Source organism: Mesorhizobium sp. M3A.F.Ca.ET.080.04.2.1 (assembly GCF_003952525.1).
Lineage (GTDB): Bacteria > Pseudomonadota > Alphaproteobacteria > Rhizobiales > Rhizobiaceae > Mesorhizobium.
In genome coordinates, this window is record NZ_CP034451.1 from 480,320 (window position 1) to 494,999 (window position 14,680).

General features: G+C 63.6%; 19 protein-coding genes. 5 read left to right on the top strand and 14 right to left on the bottom strand.

The genetic code is table 11. The annotated features are described in order from the left end of the window. Nucleotides 1-127: 127 nt before the first annotated feature. Entirely contained in the window at nt 128-1,123 is a 996-nt protein-coding gene (locus EJ074_RS02150; protein WP_095806140.1) for a nicotinate-nucleotide--dimethylbenzimidazole phosphoribosyltransferase, read from the top strand. A 15-nt stretch (nt 1,124-1,138) separates the two neighbouring features. Here the strand turns inward: EJ074_RS02150 and EJ074_RS02155 are convergent, their stop codons facing one another. Next, nucleotides 1,139-2,659, bottom strand: coding sequence for a HAMP domain-containing sensor histidine kinase (locus EJ074_RS02155; RefSeq protein ID WP_095805870.1), 1,521 nt, complete (start codon nt 2,657-2,659; stop codon nt 1,139-1,141). 74 nt (nt 2,660-2,733) lie between these two features. Here EJ074_RS02155 and EJ074_RS02160 point away from each other — a divergent pair, with 74 nt between their 5' ends. The 4 genes from EJ074_RS02160 to EJ074_RS02175 all read left to right on the top strand — a co-directional run bounded on the left by EJ074_RS02160 (nt 2,734) and on the right by EJ074_RS02175 (nt 5,257). Beyond that, the gene (locus EJ074_RS02160; protein ID WP_095805869.1) at nt 2,734-3,354 is read left to right on the top strand and encodes a thermonuclease family protein; all 621 of its coding nucleotides are present in this window, start codon (nt 2,734-2,736) and stop codon (nt 3,352-3,354) included. Between the two features lie 47 nt (nt 3,355-3,401). After that, entirely contained in the window at nt 3,402-4,013 is a 612-nt protein-coding gene (locus EJ074_RS02165) for a glutathione S-transferase (RefSeq protein ID WP_095806139.1), read from the top strand. Beyond that, nucleotides 3,953-4,657 carry a uracil-DNA glycosylase family protein gene (locus EJ074_RS02170; RefSeq protein WP_095805868.1) on the top strand — a complete coding sequence of 235 codons (705 nt, stop codon included), beginning with the start codon at nt 3,953-3,955 and terminating at the stop codon, nt 4,655-4,657. Before EJ074_RS02165 ends, EJ074_RS02170 begins: the two co-directional genes overlap by 61 nt. Before the next feature lie 108 nt (nt 4,658-4,765). Further along, the gene (locus EJ074_RS02175; RefSeq protein WP_095805867.1) at nt 4,766-5,257 is read left to right on the top strand and encodes an Lrp/AsnC family transcriptional regulator; all 492 of its coding nucleotides are present in this window, start codon (nt 4,766-4,768) and stop codon (nt 5,255-5,257) included. A gap of 22 nt (nt 5,258-5,279) precedes the next feature. Here the strand turns inward: EJ074_RS02175 and EJ074_RS02180 are convergent, their stop codons facing one another. The 13 genes from EJ074_RS02180 to moaA all read right to left on the bottom strand — a co-directional run bounded on the left by EJ074_RS02180 (nt 5,280) and on the right by moaA (nt 14,556). Further along, nucleotides 5,280-5,852, bottom strand: coding sequence for a DUF3299 domain-containing protein (locus EJ074_RS02180; protein WP_095805866.1), 573 nt, complete (start codon nt 5,850-5,852; stop codon nt 5,280-5,282). 64 nt (nt 5,853-5,916) lie between these two features. Beyond that, on the bottom strand, nt 5,917-6,084 hold the full coding sequence (locus EJ074_RS02185) for a hypothetical protein (protein WP_245420336.1): 168 nt from the start codon (nt 6,082-6,084) through the stop codon (nt 5,917-5,919). A 42-nt stretch (nt 6,085-6,126) separates the two neighbouring features. Next, nucleotides 6,127-6,831, bottom strand: a complete 705-nt coding sequence (locus tag EJ074_RS02190; RefSeq protein ID WP_095805865.1) for a DNA alkylation repair protein — start codon at nt 6,829-6,831, stop codon at nt 6,127-6,129. Between the two features lie 6 nt (nt 6,832-6,837). Then, entirely contained in the window at nt 6,838-7,707 is an 870-nt protein-coding gene (locus tag EJ074_RS02195) for an NAD(P)-dependent oxidoreductase (RefSeq protein ID WP_129552751.1), read from the bottom strand. A gap of 104 nt (nt 7,708-7,811) precedes the next feature. Beyond that, the gene (locus EJ074_RS02200) at nt 7,812-8,636 is read right to left on the bottom strand and encodes an ABC transporter permease (RefSeq protein ID WP_095805863.1); all 825 of its coding nucleotides are present in this window, start codon (nt 8,634-8,636) and stop codon (nt 7,812-7,814) included. Continuing rightward, nucleotides 8,633-9,349: an ABC transporter permease gene (locus EJ074_RS02205; RefSeq protein ID WP_095805862.1), complete on the bottom strand. Its 717-nt coding sequence runs from the start codon at nt 9,347-9,349 to the stop codon at nt 8,633-8,635. The genes EJ074_RS02200 and EJ074_RS02205 overlap by 4 nt, the downstream gene beginning before the upstream one ends. Before the next feature lie 78 nt (nt 9,350-9,427). Continuing rightward, entirely contained in the window at nt 9,428-10,213 is a 786-nt protein-coding gene (locus EJ074_RS02210; protein ID WP_095805861.1) for an ABC transporter substrate-binding protein, read from the bottom strand. Nucleotides 10,214-10,367: 154 nt separating this feature from the next. Continuing rightward, the gene (gene mobB, locus EJ074_RS02215; protein WP_095805860.1) at nt 10,368-10,874 is read right to left on the bottom strand and encodes a molybdopterin-guanine dinucleotide biosynthesis protein B; all 507 of its coding nucleotides are present in this window, start codon (nt 10,872-10,874) and stop codon (nt 10,368-10,370) included. Further along, nucleotides 10,871-11,503 carry a molybdenum cofactor guanylyltransferase MobA gene (gene mobA, locus EJ074_RS02220; RefSeq protein ID WP_095805859.1) on the bottom strand — a complete coding sequence of 211 codons (633 nt, stop codon included), beginning with the start codon at nt 11,501-11,503 and terminating at the stop codon, nt 10,871-10,873. The genes mobB and mobA overlap by 4 nt, the downstream gene beginning before the upstream one ends. Nucleotides 11,504-11,508: 5 nt before the next feature. Further along, nucleotides 11,509-12,429: a DMT family transporter gene (locus tag EJ074_RS02225; protein WP_095805858.1), complete on the bottom strand. Its 921-nt coding sequence runs from the start codon at nt 12,427-12,429 to the stop codon at nt 11,509-11,511. 120 nt (nt 12,430-12,549) lie between these two features. Further along, on the bottom strand, nt 12,550-12,906 hold the full coding sequence (locus EJ074_RS02230; RefSeq protein ID WP_095805857.1) for a hypothetical protein: 357 nt from the start codon (nt 12,904-12,906) through the stop codon (nt 12,550-12,552). A 106-nt stretch (nt 12,907-13,012) separates the two neighbouring features. After that, nucleotides 13,013-13,507: a hypothetical protein gene (locus EJ074_RS02235; protein ID WP_245420335.1), complete on the bottom strand. Its 495-nt coding sequence runs from the start codon at nt 13,505-13,507 to the stop codon at nt 13,013-13,015. Nucleotides 13,508-13,560: 53 nt separating this feature from the next. Beyond that, nucleotides 13,561-14,556: a GTP 3',8-cyclase MoaA gene (moaA, locus tag EJ074_RS02240; protein WP_095805856.1), complete on the bottom strand. Its 996-nt coding sequence runs from the start codon at nt 14,554-14,556 to the stop codon at nt 13,561-13,563. Nucleotides 14,557-14,680 lie beyond the last annotated feature (124 nt).

Sequence of the window (14,680 nt, forward strand, 5' to 3'; positions counted from 1 at the left end):
ACGGCGCAGCCAATGCAAGCCCTCCGCGAAGCGTCGCCAAGCGGCGATTTCGCGGCATTCCGAACGGTTGTGTCGATTGGAGAAGGCGGCTATCCCGTCGCGACCTTCTCAAACAGCCGCGATGAACATGACCAGCCCGACGCCCTTCGATGATTTCCGCAGCCTGCTTTCGAAACTGCCGCCGGCCGACGGCGCGGCCGAGCGGCGCGTGCACGTGCTGTTCGGCAAGGCCGACAAACCGAAAGCTTCGCTCGGCCGCGTCGAGGATATCGCCGCCTGGCTCGCCGCTTGGAGCGGGCGGGCGCCGCCGGCGGTCAACCGCCCGCTGGTCGCGATCTTTGCCGGCAATCATGGCGCCGTCCGTCACGCCATCTCGCCGCGGCCGGTGGCGGCGACCGCCAATGCCGTCGAACTCTGCGCCGCCGGTGGCGCTGCCATCAATCAGATCTGTATCGCCAACGACCTAGGGCTGAAGGTGTTCGATCTAGCCTTGGACGTTCCGACCGGGGACATCACGGAAGAGGCGGCGCTCGCCGAGCGCGGCTGTGCCGCAACCATGGCCTTCGGCATGGAGGCCGTTGCCGGCGGTTCCGATCTGCTTTGTCTGGGCGATCTCGGCGTCGGCAATTCGACGATCGCCGCGGCGCTTTGCGCGGCTCTGTTCGGCGGCAAGGGCGTCGACTGGGTCGGGCCGGGATCCGGGGCCGACGCGGCGATGATGGCGCACAAGACTAACGTGGTCGACCGTGGGCTGGCTCTCCATCGTGCCGGTATCGCCGATCCCTTCGAGGCGCTGCGCCGGGTCGGGGGGCGCGAGTTCGCGGCGATCTGCGGCGCCATCCTGGCAGCCCGCATGGAGAAGATTCCGGTGCTGCTCGACGGATTTGCCGCGACCGCTGCGGCGGCGGTCCTGCATGCCGGCAATCCGGCCGCGCTCGACCATTGCCTGCTCGCCAGCCTGTCGCCCGAACCCGGCCATGCGAAAGCTGCTGACCGGCTCGGGCTGCGACCTCTGCTCGATCTCGGGGTCAGCCACGGCGAAGGGGTGGGGGCCGCGCTTGCCGCGGGCCTGGTGAAGGCCGCCGCGCTCACCAGTTCCGGCATGGCGGCTGCTGTGCGGTAGGGGAAGTTTCCAACGCTAGCGCCGGCGCGCTGCCACCGCTTTGGTCGGCAGTGCCGGCAATTCCTCCATCACCCGGCTCAACGGGAAGGTGGCGATGGCCTCGGTACCTTCGCGCAACTTGGAGTTCAGCTCGAATTCGCCGCCATGCATGGCGAGCAGACCCTGGACGATCGGCAGGCCAAGGCCGGTACCTTGCTCCGCGCTCTTGATGGCGATCGAGCCCTGCCCGAAGGCGGAAAGCACCACCGGGATTTCCTCCTGCGGTATGCCGGGACCATTGTCCTTGACCGAGACATACTGGCCGCCGCCCGCTGTCCAGCCGACACGCACCCGCACTTCGCCTCCCGACGGGGTGAACTTGATCGCGTTGGACAACAGGTTGAGCGTGATCTGCCGCACGGCCCGCTCGTCGGCGAGCAGGCGCGGCAGGGTCGTCTCGAATTCCTGGACGACGCGGATATCCTTGTTGCGGGCCCTGAGTTCCATCATGTGGCAGCAATCCTCGACCACCGTCACCAGCATCACCGGTTCCTCGTTCAGCTGATAGCGGCCGGCCTCGATGCGCGACAGGTCGAGGATCTCGTTGATCAGGTCGAGCAGGTGCTGGCCCGATTCGTGGACGTCGCGTGCGTATTCGCGATAGGTCGGATTGTTCATGGGGCCCAGCACCTCATTGGCCATCACTTCCGAGAAGCCGAGTATGGCGTTCAGCGGGGTCCTCAGTTCATGGCTCATCGAGGCAAGAAAGCGCGACTTGGCCAGATTGGCATCCTCCGCGCGCCGGCGCGCCTCGTCAGACATCGACTTCGCCGTCTCCACCTCGGCGACAAGCGCATCCTTCTCCGAGCGGAAGGAAAGCAGCATCCATGACGACTGGTTCAGCTGGCGCGCGACATAGGCGAAGAAGGGCAGGGCGACGATCAGCAGCGCTGCCATCACCGATCCGATCGGCAACCACAGCCCTGCCACGGCATAGGCATAGACGCCTACCGGTATGGCAAAGGTCGCCACCATGACGCCGCCCAGGGAGGACGCCATCACCGCCGTGATGGCCATGGCGACCAACAGCAGCATGGCCTTGATCACCTGGAACTGGTCGACCTGGCATGCGCCGCAACCCAGCCATGCGAACCAGGCCCAGCACAGTCCACAGAGGAAATGACCGATCAGGAATTCCCGGCGCGTCCGGGAGGGGGCGATTGCCGATGCTTCCGTCCGTTCCACACGGCGCGCCAGGAAGGCGACGGCCGTGTAGCAGACCAGCGTGAGCAAGGCCCAGACGGGGATCTGCCTGCCCAGGCCGGCGAACAGGCCGACCGTCGCGATCGCAAGCACCAGAAGCGGGATGGCTGCAGCGCTCACCACCATGGCGCGAGCGTGGAGCTTCAGCAGTTCCCGGTCGAAGTCGGGGCTGCCCGCCTGCTGCGAGAGACGGTCACGCGTCCTACGCACCGCGCGCGCAACGTCGCTGTTGCGGTGCGGTCTCCTGCGATCCACAATGAATTTGTCCGCTGTGTCCGAGCGTAGCAAAGGCATCAAAAGTTCAATTCTGCGCGCAGCGATTTCAATTCGTTAAGCTACGTTCGAATGATTAAGAGACTGTTTGCCATATGAGCCGTTCCTGGTCGCGAGGGCCGCGCCGGCGCTACGCGCCTAGCCAGCCGCGGAGCCTTCGGCAAAGGCTGCTGGACTACGGGTTGACCGTACTTGTGCTTGGCCTGCTCATCCTGGTGGCGGCTCGGATCGATCGTTTCGAGTTGCGCAGGGAGGAGGGCGCGGCGATCGTCAATGATGGCGATTCGATCACGCTGGGGGCGGTGCGCATCCGTATGCGGGGCATCGATGCGCCGGAGTATACGCAGGTCTGCCGCAAGGACGGCGCCGACTATCTCTGCGGCATGCTGGCGAGGCAGGCTCTCGTGCGTCTTATCGCTGATAGGCCGGTATCCTGCAGCGGCTGGCAGCGCGATCGCTACGGCCGGCTGCTCGGCGATTGCAAGGCGGGAGAGACCGATTTGAACCGGGCTCAGGTGCAGGCTGGATGGGCCGTCGCCTATGGCGACTTCGAGGCCGAGCAGGCTGTCGCGAGGGCGGCCAAGGTCGGTATCTGGGCCGGCACGTTCGAGGCGCCGCAGGACTGGCGCGACAGTCATCACCACCGGATCGAAAGGAAGCACGGCCTGCTGGCTTCGCTCGGCGATTCGCTGCGTGAACTCTTCCGGCTGTGGTGATGCTTCGTGGCACGCCCTATGATCGGTTGGAAAATCGGGAGAATGGAATGAAGCTGTTCGATGGCGGTCGCGCGCCCAATCCGAGGCGCGTTCGGGTCTTCCTAGCGGAAAAAGGATTGACGGTGCCGCTGGTGCCCATCGACATGCGCGCACTGGAGCATCGCGCAGAAGCCGTGGCTTCGCGCAATCCGCTGCGGCGTCTGCCGGTCCTGGAACTCGACGACGGCACGATCATCACCGAATCCATCGCCATCTGCCGCTACTTCGAGGAACTGCATCCGGATCCTGCCTTGTTCGGGCAGGGCGCGCTCGGCAAGGCGAAGGTCGAGATGTGGCAAAGGCGCATGGAGTTCAACCTGCTGAGTTGTGTGGCCGCCGCCTTCCGGCACATCCATCCGGCGATGAAGGATTGGGAGGTGCCGCAGATCCCCGAATGGGGCGAAGCCAACAAGCCCAAGGCAATCGAGTTCCTGCATCAACTCGACCGCGAACTGGCGGACAGGGAATTCGCCGCTGGCGATCATTATTCGGTCGCCGACATCACCGGGCTGATCGCCATCGATTTCATGAAACCGGCGCGTATCAAGCTGCCGGAGGAATGCACCAATGTGCAGCGCTGGCACGCCGCGATCTCCAGCCGGCCGAGCGCCGCTGCCTGAGTGAAAGCGTGGACCGGCCGCCTGGAATGAAGGAAGAACTGGCGCGCCTGGCCGCAAGGGTACAGAGCTGCCGCATCTGCGCCGAGCATCCGCGCGGCCGGCCCCTGCCGCATGAACCGCGCCCCGTGCTCAGGCCGTCATCGCGGGCCCGCATCCTGCTCGCCGGCCAGGCGCCGGGCACCAAGGTGCACGTTTCGGGGATGCCGTTCACCGACGCTTCGGGCGACCGGCTGCGAAGCTGGCTCGGCGTCAGCAGCGAGGAGTTCTACGACATCGACAAATTCGCCATCGTGCCGATGGGTTTCTGTTTTCCAGGGCAGGACGCCAAGGGCGCCGACCTGCCGCCGCGCCGCGAGTGTGCGCCGGCCTGGCGGGCCGAGCTCATGGCACTGATGCCGCAGATCGATCTGGTGCTGACGATCGGCGGCTACGCCCAAGCCTGGCACATGGGCCCTGCACGCCGGACCTCGCTAACCGACACGGTGAAGGACTGGCGCGCCCTATGGCACGCCGCAGCCGCGCCGAAGGTCCTGCCGCTGCCGCATCCATCATGGCGGAACACCGGCTGGCTGAAGAAGAATCCATGGTTTGAAATGGATTTGCTGCCGTTCCTGAGGTCGGAAATCCGCTATCGCCTTGATTAGTGGCTCTGCAAGAAATCACTCGCTTTTACCGCGTTGAGCAGAATTTCTTTCTTGTGAACAGCCCCAATAAAAGGGAATATAGCCAAACCATTCCTCTGGAGCCCCGAAATGGATCGCCTTGACCGAAAAATTCTGCGCCTTCTTCAGGAGGACGCGACACTCGCGGTCGCCGACGTCGCGAAGAAAGTCGGCCTGTCGACCACGCCGTGCTGGCGGCGCATCCAGAAGCTCGAGGAAGAGGGCGTCATCAAGCGGCGCGTGGCCATCCTCGACCATGAGAAGGTCAATGTCCGCGTCACCGTCTTCGTGTCGATCCGCACCAATTCGCACAGCCACGAATGGCTACGGCGCTTCTCCGAAGTCATCCAGGAATTTCCCGAGGTGGTCGAATTTTACCGGATGAGCGGCGACGTCGATTATCTCTTGCGCGTGGTGGTGCCCGACATCGCCGCGTATGACGCTTTCTACAAGCGGCTGATCGCCAAGATCGAGATCCGCGATGTGTCGTCGTCTTTCGCAATGGAGCAGATCAAGTACACGACCGAGATGCCGCTCGACTACATGATCCTGGACAAGGAGTCGGGCGCAAATGCGGCGTAAGGGCTGCACGAGGTGATAAGTCTTACTTCTTGCTTTTATTCAGGAAATTCCAAGGAGAATTGATGGGTGGCGCGACGGCATCAGGCACGGTCTCGACGCTCGCCACCTCGGCCTTGCGCACCGTGTAGCCTGACTGGACGATCAGCACGCCGTCGAGGATGAAGAGCTGGCTCTTCTCCATGCCGGGCTTCAGCACGCCGGTAACCGAGACCGGCTGGTAGGCCTCCGATACTCTGTAAGGTTGCGCCGGCGTGACCAGCACGATCTGGTTCGGCGGCGGCGTCGGCATATGGCTGCAGGCGCCGGTCCAAGGCACCAGCAGGAACTGGTAGACGAGGTCGCCGTCGCGATCGACCGGCAAAGCATAGCCGGCCAATTGAATGGTCTTGTCTTGGAGGTTGAGCGACAGCGTCTCGCCGTGGTCCGGCAGTTTTGCCGCGATCATCGGCAGATTGGAGTCTTCCGCGATAGCCTGTGTCTTCGGGCGCAGATCCTTCCAGAAGATATGTGCGACGTCGGCCGCGGCATCGGCTCCGGTGGACGCGAGGACCAGCACGGCCGCCAGCATCGCCCGTGGTTTGAAATGGTTTGTCATGGTCGCTCCATCCTCCGCCACTCGATTTCCGGAATCGAGTAAAAGCGGCGTTACCGTTCCAGGCTCAATGCTCCAGCCGCATCACGTGCCGGCGCGATCCCGCCATGCCAGTTTCCTGGAAGCCACGCGCCGAAAACATCTCGCGAAAGCCCATGAACCTGTAGCTGGGCGAGGCCTCGTCGACCGGATAGGCCTCAATGGCAGTCGCGCCTGCGGCGAAGGCATGGTCCACGGCATCGTCGGCGTCGCTTCGATGAAGCGGATGCGGTCGAGATCAAGTTTTTCTGGCAGCGAGCCGCTCGAGCTGTTTGGGATCTGTCATTTCCTTGACCGCATCCTTGCCGATCCAGCGCGCCGTCTTGTCGGACGATGCCGCCAGTTCTTCGGCGAGCGCAAGGGCAGGGGCGTGCAACGCCAGCGAGCGCTTGCCGATCTGCCGCAGCGCCCAGTTGACCGCTTTGCGGACGAAATTGCGCGGATCGCGAGAATGCTTTTCGATCAGCGGCAGACAGGAAAGAAAGGTCGCGTCCGGCTCCTTCTTCAGATGCACCGCGGCCCAAGCCAGCATGGCAAAGGCGGTGCGGCGGACGAATTCGCGCTCGTCCTCGGCGAACTCGTCGATCAATTCGCGCCAGAAGGGCGTTTCCGCAAACAGGTCAGCAACGCTGTCGACGACCTCCCAGCTGTCGAAATCGGCGGCCCAGCGCCGGCATTGCTCGACGGTGAGCTTTTTCGGGTCGCCGGTGAAGGCACCCATCAGCCGGGCCTCGCGGATGCCGCTGGCCCAAAGCAGCAGCGCCCGGTCGTGGTTCTTCTTCAGCTTGCGCGCCAGCGGCCGCAGATCAGAATTGCCGACGCCTAACGCGGTCGTGGTCGTGATGCCGAACCGCGCCATTCCGGCGCGGTTTTCCGCTTTGCCGATCGCGCGCAGGTGGGCGACGATATCGTCGGCGCTCCAGTTCGGATCGGGCAGGGACATCGCCCTTTATCTTTCGAGACGAGCCAGCAGCGAGGACGTGTCCCAGCGCCTGCCGCCCATTTCCTGCACATCCTTGTAGAACTGATCGACGAGCGCCGTCACCGGCAGCTTGGCGCCGTTGCGATTGGCTTCGGCCAGGCAGATGCCGAGATCCTTGCGCATCCAATCGACGGCAAAGCCGAAATCGTATTTTCCCGCATTCATCGTCTTGTGGCGGCTGTCCATCTGCCAGGAGCCGGCGGCGCCCTTGGAGATCACCTCGATGACTTTCTCGATGTCGAGGCCTGCCTTCTTGCCGAAATGGATGCCTTCGGCCAGTCCCTGGACCAGCCCCGCAATGGTGATCTGGTTGATCATCTTGGTGAGCTGGCCAGCGCCCGCCGACCCCATCAGCCCGACCATTCGGGCATAGGCGTCGATGATGGGCTTGGCCTTGTCGAAGGCAGCCTGCTCGCCGCCAACCATCACCGTCAGGACGCCGTTCTCGGCGCCGGCCTGGCCGCCCGACACCGGCGCGTCGAGGAAGGAAAAGCCGGCCTTTTCAGCGGCTTCGGCCAATTCCCGCGCGACCTCTGCAGAGGCCGTGGTGTTGTCGACGAACACGGAGCCCTTCTTCATCGCGGCGAAGGCGCCGTTTGCGCCGGTCGTCACCGAGCGCAGATCGTCGTCATTGCCGACGCAGGAGAAGACGAAGTCCATGCCCTCGGCCGCTTCGGCCGGCGTCAGCGCCAGTTTGCCGCCATGCTGTGCGACCCACTGCTCGGCTTTTGCGGCGGTGCGGTTGTAGACGGTGACGAGGTGGCCGCCCTTGTTCTTCAGGTGCCCGGCCATCGGGTAGCCCATGACGCCGAGACCGAGAAATGCAACCGATGCCATAGGCCACCTTCCGAGAACGAATTTTCAGTTGCGGAAGCTCTATGCCCTGCAGCGGATTCGTCAAGGCGCGGAAAGCCGCATCGCCTGGCGCGGACCGGAAGCTTCTATCGGTGCAGATGGATGGTGATGCGCCTCTCGATCCATTCGACGCCGTGGCGCAGGATCTCGACCATCACCAGGTAGACGATCGCCACCCAGATATAGGCCTGGATGTCGAAGGACCTGGCATAGGCGAGCTTGGCGTTGCCCATCAGGTCGTAGACGGTGATGATGGCGACGATCGCCGACGCCTTGATCATCAGGACGAGCTCGTTGCCGTAGGGTCTCAAGGCCACGACGATCGCCTGCGGCAGGATGATCTTGCGCAGCGTCTGCAGCCGGTGCAGACCAAGCGAGGCTGCGCCCTCCCATTGGCCCCTCGGCACGCTCTCGATGGCGCCGCGAAGGATCTCGGCCTGGTAGGCGGCGGTGTTGAGCGCGAAGGCGAACACGCCGCAATAGAACGCCTCGCGGAAGAACCACCAGAGGCCGACGGTTTCGAGCTGCGGCCGGAACGAGCCGACGCCGTAATAGACCAGATAGACCTGCACCAGCAGCGGGGTGCCGCGGAAGAAATAGACATAGCAGTAGGCCAGCCCGGAGAGCAGCTGGCTCTTCGACATGCGGGCGTAGGTGACGGGAAGCGACAAGATCGCGCCGGCGATCATCGAAATGATCACCAGGGCAAGCGTCGTTCCCAGTCCCTGCAGATAGGCCGGCGCGTATCTGGCGAAGAACTCGGGGTTCCAGGCAGTGACCAGATAGGCAACGATGCCGAGGCCGAAGAGGGCCCACATGGCCACGAGCGCGTAACCGACGATGCGAGCGCGCGGCCAGCCGCGCGCCTGGGGCGGCGGCCGCTCGACGACGATGGCCTGGCTGACGCTCATCGCGCCGTCCTCCGTGACAGCGAACGCAGAATGAAGCCGGTGGCGATCGACGACAGAATGGCCAGCACAAGGAAGATCAGCGCCGCGACGCTGTAGAAGAGGAAGGAATGCTTGGTGACGCGGGCCGCGACCCCGGCATTGCGCAGGGTTTCCGCGAGATTGACGACCGAGACCAGCGAGGTGTCCTTGAGCAGGATCAGCCAGCAATTCTCAAGGCCGGGAAAGGCGATGCGCAGCAATTGCGGCAGTATCACCTTGAACATGGTCTGCCATTTCGAAAGGCCGATGGCGTAGCCGCCCTCATACTGGCCCTTGGGGATGGCGCGAAAGGCGGAAAGGAAGACCTCGCTGGTGTAGGACGAGAAGATCAGCGAGAGCACGATCAGGCCGGCAAGGAAGCTGTTCACGTCGACCGTCGTGTCGGGCCAGAACAGGCGTATAAGGTGCTGCAGCAGGATCGGCATGCCGAAGAAGAACAGAAACAGCGTCACCAGTTCCGGCAGGCCTCGAAACACGGTGGTGTAGATATTGGCCGCCAGGCGCAGCGACGGCTCCTCGTGCTGCTTGGCGAAGGCGACGAAAAAGCCGATCACCAGGCCGATCGGCAATGTGGCGAGCGCCAGTGCGATCGTGACCAGCACGCCAGAGGCGATGTCGTCAAGCCAGCCGTCCGGTCCCCAACTGAGAAGTGTCCATATGCTCTGGGCTGGCATTGACGGGTCGGGTCTCCGTGGCGATCCCGGAATGAAGGAAGGGCGGCGAGGATTTCCTCACCGCCCTGGCCTGAGCTATCAGGATTCGGCGCCGTAGACGTCGAACTTGAAGTACTTGTCGTTGATTTCCTTGTACTTTCCATTCTTGCGGATGGCGTCGATCGCGGCATTCAACTTGTTGACCAGATCGGTCTCGCCCTTGCGCACGGCGATGCCGGCGCCAGGCCCGAAGATCTCGACCGGCTGCGGCGACGGCTGGCCGAGGATCTTGCAGCAGGCGCCGTCAGGCGAATCCAGCCACTGCTGCAGCACCACGATATCGTCCTCGATGGCGTCGAGGCGGCCGTTGGCGAGGTCGGCCTGCTCCTCGGGGCTGCTCGGATAGCCCTTGATCGTGCTGTCGGTGTAGGTCTTGGAGGCATAGTTGAAATGCGTCGTCGTGGTGGCGACGCCGATCGACTTGCCGGCGAGATCTTCCTTGGTCACGCCCTTGAGCGGTGAATCCTTCGGCACTGCGATCGCCGACGGGGTGTTGTAGTATTTGTGGGTGAAGTCGACCTTCTCCTGACGCTCAGGCGTGATCGACATCGAGGCGACGATGGCGTCGAACTTGCCGGCCTGCAGCGCCGGGATGATGCCGTCCCAGTCCTGCGCGACGAAGGTGCACTTCACCTTCATCTCGTCGCAAAGCGCTTTGGCGATGTCGATGTCGAAGCCGACCAGCTGGCCGTCCGACGTCAGGTTGTTGAAGGGAGGGTACGCGCCTTCGGTGCCGATCCGCAGGGTCTTTTCCTGAGCCTGGGCGACGCCAAGTGTCAGCAGCGCGGCCGAAGCGGCAAGCGCAATACGCAGTGCAATACGCATGATGATCCTCTCATATCATGGCCGCTGTTCCGTGCGGCTCTTTGTGGGCGGAGCTGTCGACCGCCCGCTGGCCGGATACTCCCACTCTTTCCGAGAAAAGCAACTGCAAAACAACGGGAAACGACAATCGCCAACTGCCGTTGCGTTACCTGATTTAGGCGACAAGGCCGGTGTGGCGTTCGATGAACTCGGCTATCGCTTTGGTGTCGTCGAGGTCGAAGACGGGCAGGTTTTCGCCTTCGACGGTGAAGTCGGCCGCCACTGCGACGATGTGCGGGTCATTGGCCGAAAGCGGCGTCCGGTCCTTGGCCTCGAGCCGTCTCGCCTCGATCTTCTGGTGGGCTTCGCGCTTGTAGCCTTCGACCAGCACGATGTCGCTCGGAGCCAGCCGCGCCAGGATGGCATCCAGCGACGGCTCGTCCTCGTCGCGCAGTTCGTGCATAAGCGCCCAGCGTCGACCGGACACGACCGCCACCTCCGTGGCGCCGGCCTGGCGATGACGAAAGCTGTCGGCACCCGGCTTGTCGATGTCGAAGTCATGGTGGGCGTGCTTCACGGTCGAGACTGTCCAGCCGCGGCGCACCAGTTCGGCGACCAGCTTTTCGGTCAGTGTCGTCTTGCCGGAGTTCTTCCAGCCGGTGATGCCGAATACGCGTCTCATCGTTGAAGGCTTTGCAACAGTCGCTCCGCCGCCGCAAGATCGTCCGGCGTGTTGACGTTGAAGAACGGGTCGATCCGCTGGCCGCCGGCTTTCAGCATCGGGAAATCCACCGCGACGAAACCGTGCCGCTCCATGAAGGTCGAAACCCGGCGGTTGCCCTCGTCGGCCAGAAAATCACGCAAGCTCTCGCGCAGGCCGACCGGCCACAGCGCAAAGGTCGGGTGCCATCTGCCGCCGGAACTGGCGACGGCGATCGCGCCCGGCTGGGCGCGGGCGGCGACGGCCAGCCGTTCGACGAAATCGAGGGGGAAGAATGGGGTGTCGCCGGCTGCGCTCGCCAGCGACCGGCATGCCGTGTTCGTTGCCGCCCATTCGAGGCCGGTGAGAATGCCGGCCAGAGGCCCGCCATAGCCCGGCACCGTATCGGCCAGCACCGGCAGATCGATGCCGGCAAACCGTGCCGGGTCGCCATTGGCATTGAGTGCCAGAGTTTCAACCTGCGGCATCAATCGCGCGGCTATGTGATCGATCAGCCTGTTGCTGCCGAGCGAAAGCAGGGGCTTGTCGCCGCCGCCCATGCGGCGCGACTGGCCGCCCGCCAGAATGATCCCTGCAATGCTCCGATCCATCCGGCCTATATGCCGTCCGGCGCCATGTCCGGTCCAGCGCTTTCGGCGGCAGTCTGCCGACGGCCAACGATGCGTTCGCGGTAAAGTGCGTAGAGGCCGGAGCCGACGATGATGGTAGCGCCGATGGTCATCGGCAGGTCCGGCAGGTCGCCGAAGATAACGAGGCCGAGCAGGATCGACCACAACAGCGCCGTGTAGCGGAAGGGCGCGATGAAGGAGATGTCGCCCGAGCGCATGGCCATGATGATGAACTGGTAGCCGATGAGCACCAGCACGGCGGCAAGCGCCAGCAACGCGGTCGCCCGGCCACTCATCGGCGTCCAACCGCCCATTGGCGAAAGCAGGGCAGCGCCGAGCACGGTCATGGCCAGCGCGGTGGCCGTCGACACCAGCATGGTCGGGATCGCCGGCGGTATGCGCTTGGTGGAGAGATCGCGCACGGCGCAGCAGGCAACGCTGGCCAGCGCCAGCAGGGAATAGACGCTGAAACCTTCGAAACCCGGCCGCACGATGATCAGCACGCCGGCAAAGCCGACGGCGATTGCCAACCAGCGGCGCCATCCTACGCCCTCGCCGAAGAATAGCGCCGCGCCCATCGTTACGGCAAGCGGCAATGCCTGCAGAACGGCTGAGACATTGGCGATCGGAAGGTGGGCGAGGGCGACGAGGAACGTCACCGTGGCGCCGGCCTCGCCGGCGACACGCAGCGCCACCATCGGCTGCAGCATCGCGCCGGGATTGGCGAGCGCACCGCGCTGCCAGGCCAGCAGGCCGACGAAGAGCGTTGCGAAGGCGCCGCGTACGAACATGACCTGCGCCATGTTCATCGATTCGGAGGAGAATTTCGTGATCGCGTCGTTGGTGGTGAAGCCGATCATGGCTACGACCATGAACAGGGCGCCGCGAAGATTGGGTGAAAGAGGCAATGGCGTTTCCGGTGTTTGTCAGGTCAAGCCTGTAGCAGGCAACCGGCAACCAGCAACGTTAAAGAAATGGGCCACCGGCTGCGCCGCGACCTTTATCTAAGCTGCCGCCACGCCTGAGACCTACTTTGGCGTCAACACTTCGGTGCCGTTGCCATTCTGGCCGGCGATGGTCCACAGGCCATGCAGCGAACCGTCCTTCTCCACCTTGTAGACGACGAGGCCGATTTCCTTGCCCATCACGTAGCCGGCGGAAAAGGCATCGTCGTTGCGCATGCAGATGCCATCGGAAGTCGAGCCGCCGGTTTCCCAATGGATGGTGCAGGTGGTGTCGCTGGTCAGCGTGATGGTCGCCTCGCCGCCATAGTTCGAGCCATCGAAATTGGTGCCGGCAACGGTGTAGGCGCCGCCAATGGACTGGGCGGCCGCCGGCATTGATGCAACGCCGAACATTGCAAGCGAAAGCATGAATTTGCGCATGAGAACCCCCTTGAAGCGAAAGAAAATCGCGATCGAAGGCTAGGCTGGAACGGGCTGGTGGTAAAGCGCGCCGGAGCCGGCGTTGTTTTCAACGCTCAGCTTTCTCTCAAGGGCCGCGCAGGCTGGCCGCGATTGCGCCGGCCAGCGGATCGTATTTCGCCTTGAGGGATGATGGATATTCGATCCAGACGGTGCGGATCACGCCGTCCTTTCCGAACAGGCGCCGCTCGTAGAAAACCTTGTCGCCGTTGATGCCCGAGAGTACCGCCCAGTCCCTGCCGGTCTTGCTGTAGGTGATCTTGTGGCTCGGTCCGCTGCCGGCCTTCTCGCCCGCGACGAAACTCCCGGGCGTGTCGTTGTCGACATTGTAGATGCCGGAGCAGGTCAGACTGGCGCCATCGGCGCTGAGCCATTGCTGGCCATCGCCATTTTCCGGCTCGGGCAGGGGATCGCTGAAAATCTCGTCGGGGAAGGTGCAGGACGTGCCGAAGCGAGCGTTGACGTAGGTGAACGGCTTCGCAATGGCCGTGGTCGCGGCGCTGGCCATCACGCACGACAGAACGACCGCCGACGCGCTCTGAATGAGATGAATGCGTTTCATGGTGCCCCACGGCCGCTGACAGACGGCGATCTTGCACCAAGCCGGGAAGAAAATCAGCCGCCGGTGACGCTCATGTGCCGTGACACCGAGGGGCGGCTGGTGCGGCGATCGATGATGAAATCGTGGCCCTTGGGCTTGCGGCCGATCGCTTCGTCGATGGCGGCGCCGACCAGCTCGTTGCCTTCGGAGGCGCGCAAGGGCGCTCTGAGGTCGGCTGCGTCTTCCTGGCCGAGGCACATATAGAGGGTACCGGTGCAGGTCAGCCGTACGCGGTTGCAACTTTCGCAGAAATTGTGGGTCATCGGCGTGATGAAGCCCAGCCTGCCACCGGTCTCGGCGACCTCGACATAACGGGCAGGACCGCCGGTCTTGTAGGGTATGTCGGTCAGACTGAACTGGCGCTCCAACGCGCTGCGCAACAGCGATAGCGGCAGGTACTGGTCGGTGCGGTCGGCGTCGATCTCGCCCATCGGCATGGTTTCGATCACCGTCAGGTCCATTCCCCGGCCATGTGCCCAGCGCAACATCTCGGGGATTTCGGCATCGTTGAAGTCGCGCAGCGCCACGGCGTTGAGCTTGATCTTCAATCCCGCTTTCTGCGCGGCATCGATTCCTTCCATCACCTTGGCGAGATTGCCCCAGCGGGTGATCTGGCGAAACTTGTCCGCGTCCAGCGTATCGAGCGAGACGTTGATGCGCTTGACCCCGCAATCGGCGAGTTCGGCGGCAAAACGCGCCAGCTGCGAGCCATTGGTGGTCAGCGTCAGCTCTTCAAGCGCGCCGCTCTTCAGATGCCGCGACAGCTGGCGAACCAGGTGCATGATGTTCTTGCGCACCAGCGGCTCGCCGCCGGTCAGCCTCAGCTTCCGCACGCCCTTGTCGATGAAGACGCTGCAGAGCCGGTCGAGCTCCTCGAGCGACAACAGGTCCTTCTTCGGCAGGAAGGTCATGTCCTCGGCCATGCAATAGGTGCAGCGGAAATCGCAGCGGTCGGTGACCGACACACGCAGATAGCTGATCGTGCGACCGAAGGGGTCGATCATGTTCATAGGCAAGCGTTTCCCGTGGCCTGAGCGGCGCCGTTATATACGGCTATTTGATACGATCCAGACTGGCTTTCAAGATAGCCGGCCTTGATCTTTGGTAACATTCCGCGACCGACATCGCGTGTCG

Bases quoted from the DNA above. Each gene is read 5' to 3' on its own strand.
- EJ074_RS02155 (WP_095805870.1), bottom strand. From the start codon at position 2,659: ATGCCTTTGCTACGCTCGGACACAGCGGACAAATTCATTGTGGATCGC.
- EJ074_RS02210 (WP_095805861.1), bottom strand. From the start codon at position 10,213: ATGCGTATTGCACTGCGTATTGCGCTTGCCGCTTCGGCCGCGCTGCTG.
- mobA (WP_095805859.1), bottom strand. From the start codon at position 11,503: ATGGATCGGAGCATTGCAGGGATCATTCTGGCGGGCGGCCAGTCGCGC.
- EJ074_RS02200 (WP_095805863.1), bottom strand. From the start codon at position 8,636: ATGAGCGTCAGCCAGGCCATCGTCGTCGAGCGGCCGCCGCCCCAGGCG.
- EJ074_RS02165 (WP_095806139.1), top strand. From the start codon at position 3,402: ATGAAGCTGTTCGATGGCGGTCGCGCGCCCAATCCGAGGCGCGTTCGG.
- EJ074_RS02195 (WP_129552751.1), bottom strand. From the start codon at position 7,707: ATGGCATCGGTTGCATTTCTCGGTCTCGGCGTCATGGGCTACCCGATG.
- mobB (WP_095805860.1), bottom strand. From the start codon at position 10,874: ATGAGACGCGTATTCGGCATCACCGGCTGGAAGAACTCCGGCAAGACG.
- EJ074_RS02230 (WP_095805857.1), bottom strand. From the start codon at position 12,906: ATGCGCAAATTCATGCTTTCGCTTGCAATGTTCGGCGTTGCATCAATG.
- EJ074_RS02160 (WP_095805869.1), top strand. From the start codon at position 2,734: ATGAGCCGTTCCTGGTCGCGAGGGCCGCGCCGGCGCTACGCGCCTAGC.
- EJ074_RS02190 (WP_095805865.1), bottom strand. From the start codon at position 6,831: ATGTCCCTGCCCGATCCGAACTGGAGCGCCGACGATATCGTCGCCCAC.
- EJ074_RS02170 (WP_095805868.1), top strand. From the start codon at position 3,953: ATGCACCAATGTGCAGCGCTGGCACGCCGCGATCTCCAGCCGGCCGAG.
- EJ074_RS02175 (WP_095805867.1), top strand. From the start codon at position 4,766: ATGGATCGCCTTGACCGAAAAATTCTGCGCCTTCTTCAGGAGGACGCG.
- EJ074_RS02205 (WP_095805862.1), bottom strand. From the start codon at position 9,349: ATGCCAGCCCAGAGCATATGGACACTTCTCAGTTGGGGACCGGACGGC.
- EJ074_RS02235 (WP_245420335.1), bottom strand. From the start codon at position 13,507: ATGAAACGCATTCATCTCATTCAGAGCGCGTCGGCGGTCGTTCTGTCG.
- EJ074_RS02150 (WP_095806140.1), top strand. From the start codon at position 128: ATGACCAGCCCGACGCCCTTCGATGATTTCCGCAGCCTGCTTTCGAAA.
- EJ074_RS02180 (WP_095805866.1), bottom strand. From the start codon at position 5,852: ATGACAAACCATTTCAAACCACGGGCGATGCTGGCGGCCGTGCTGGTC.
- moaA (WP_095805856.1), bottom strand. From the start codon at position 14,556: ATGAACATGATCGACCCCTTCGGTCGCACGATCAGCTATCTGCGTGTG.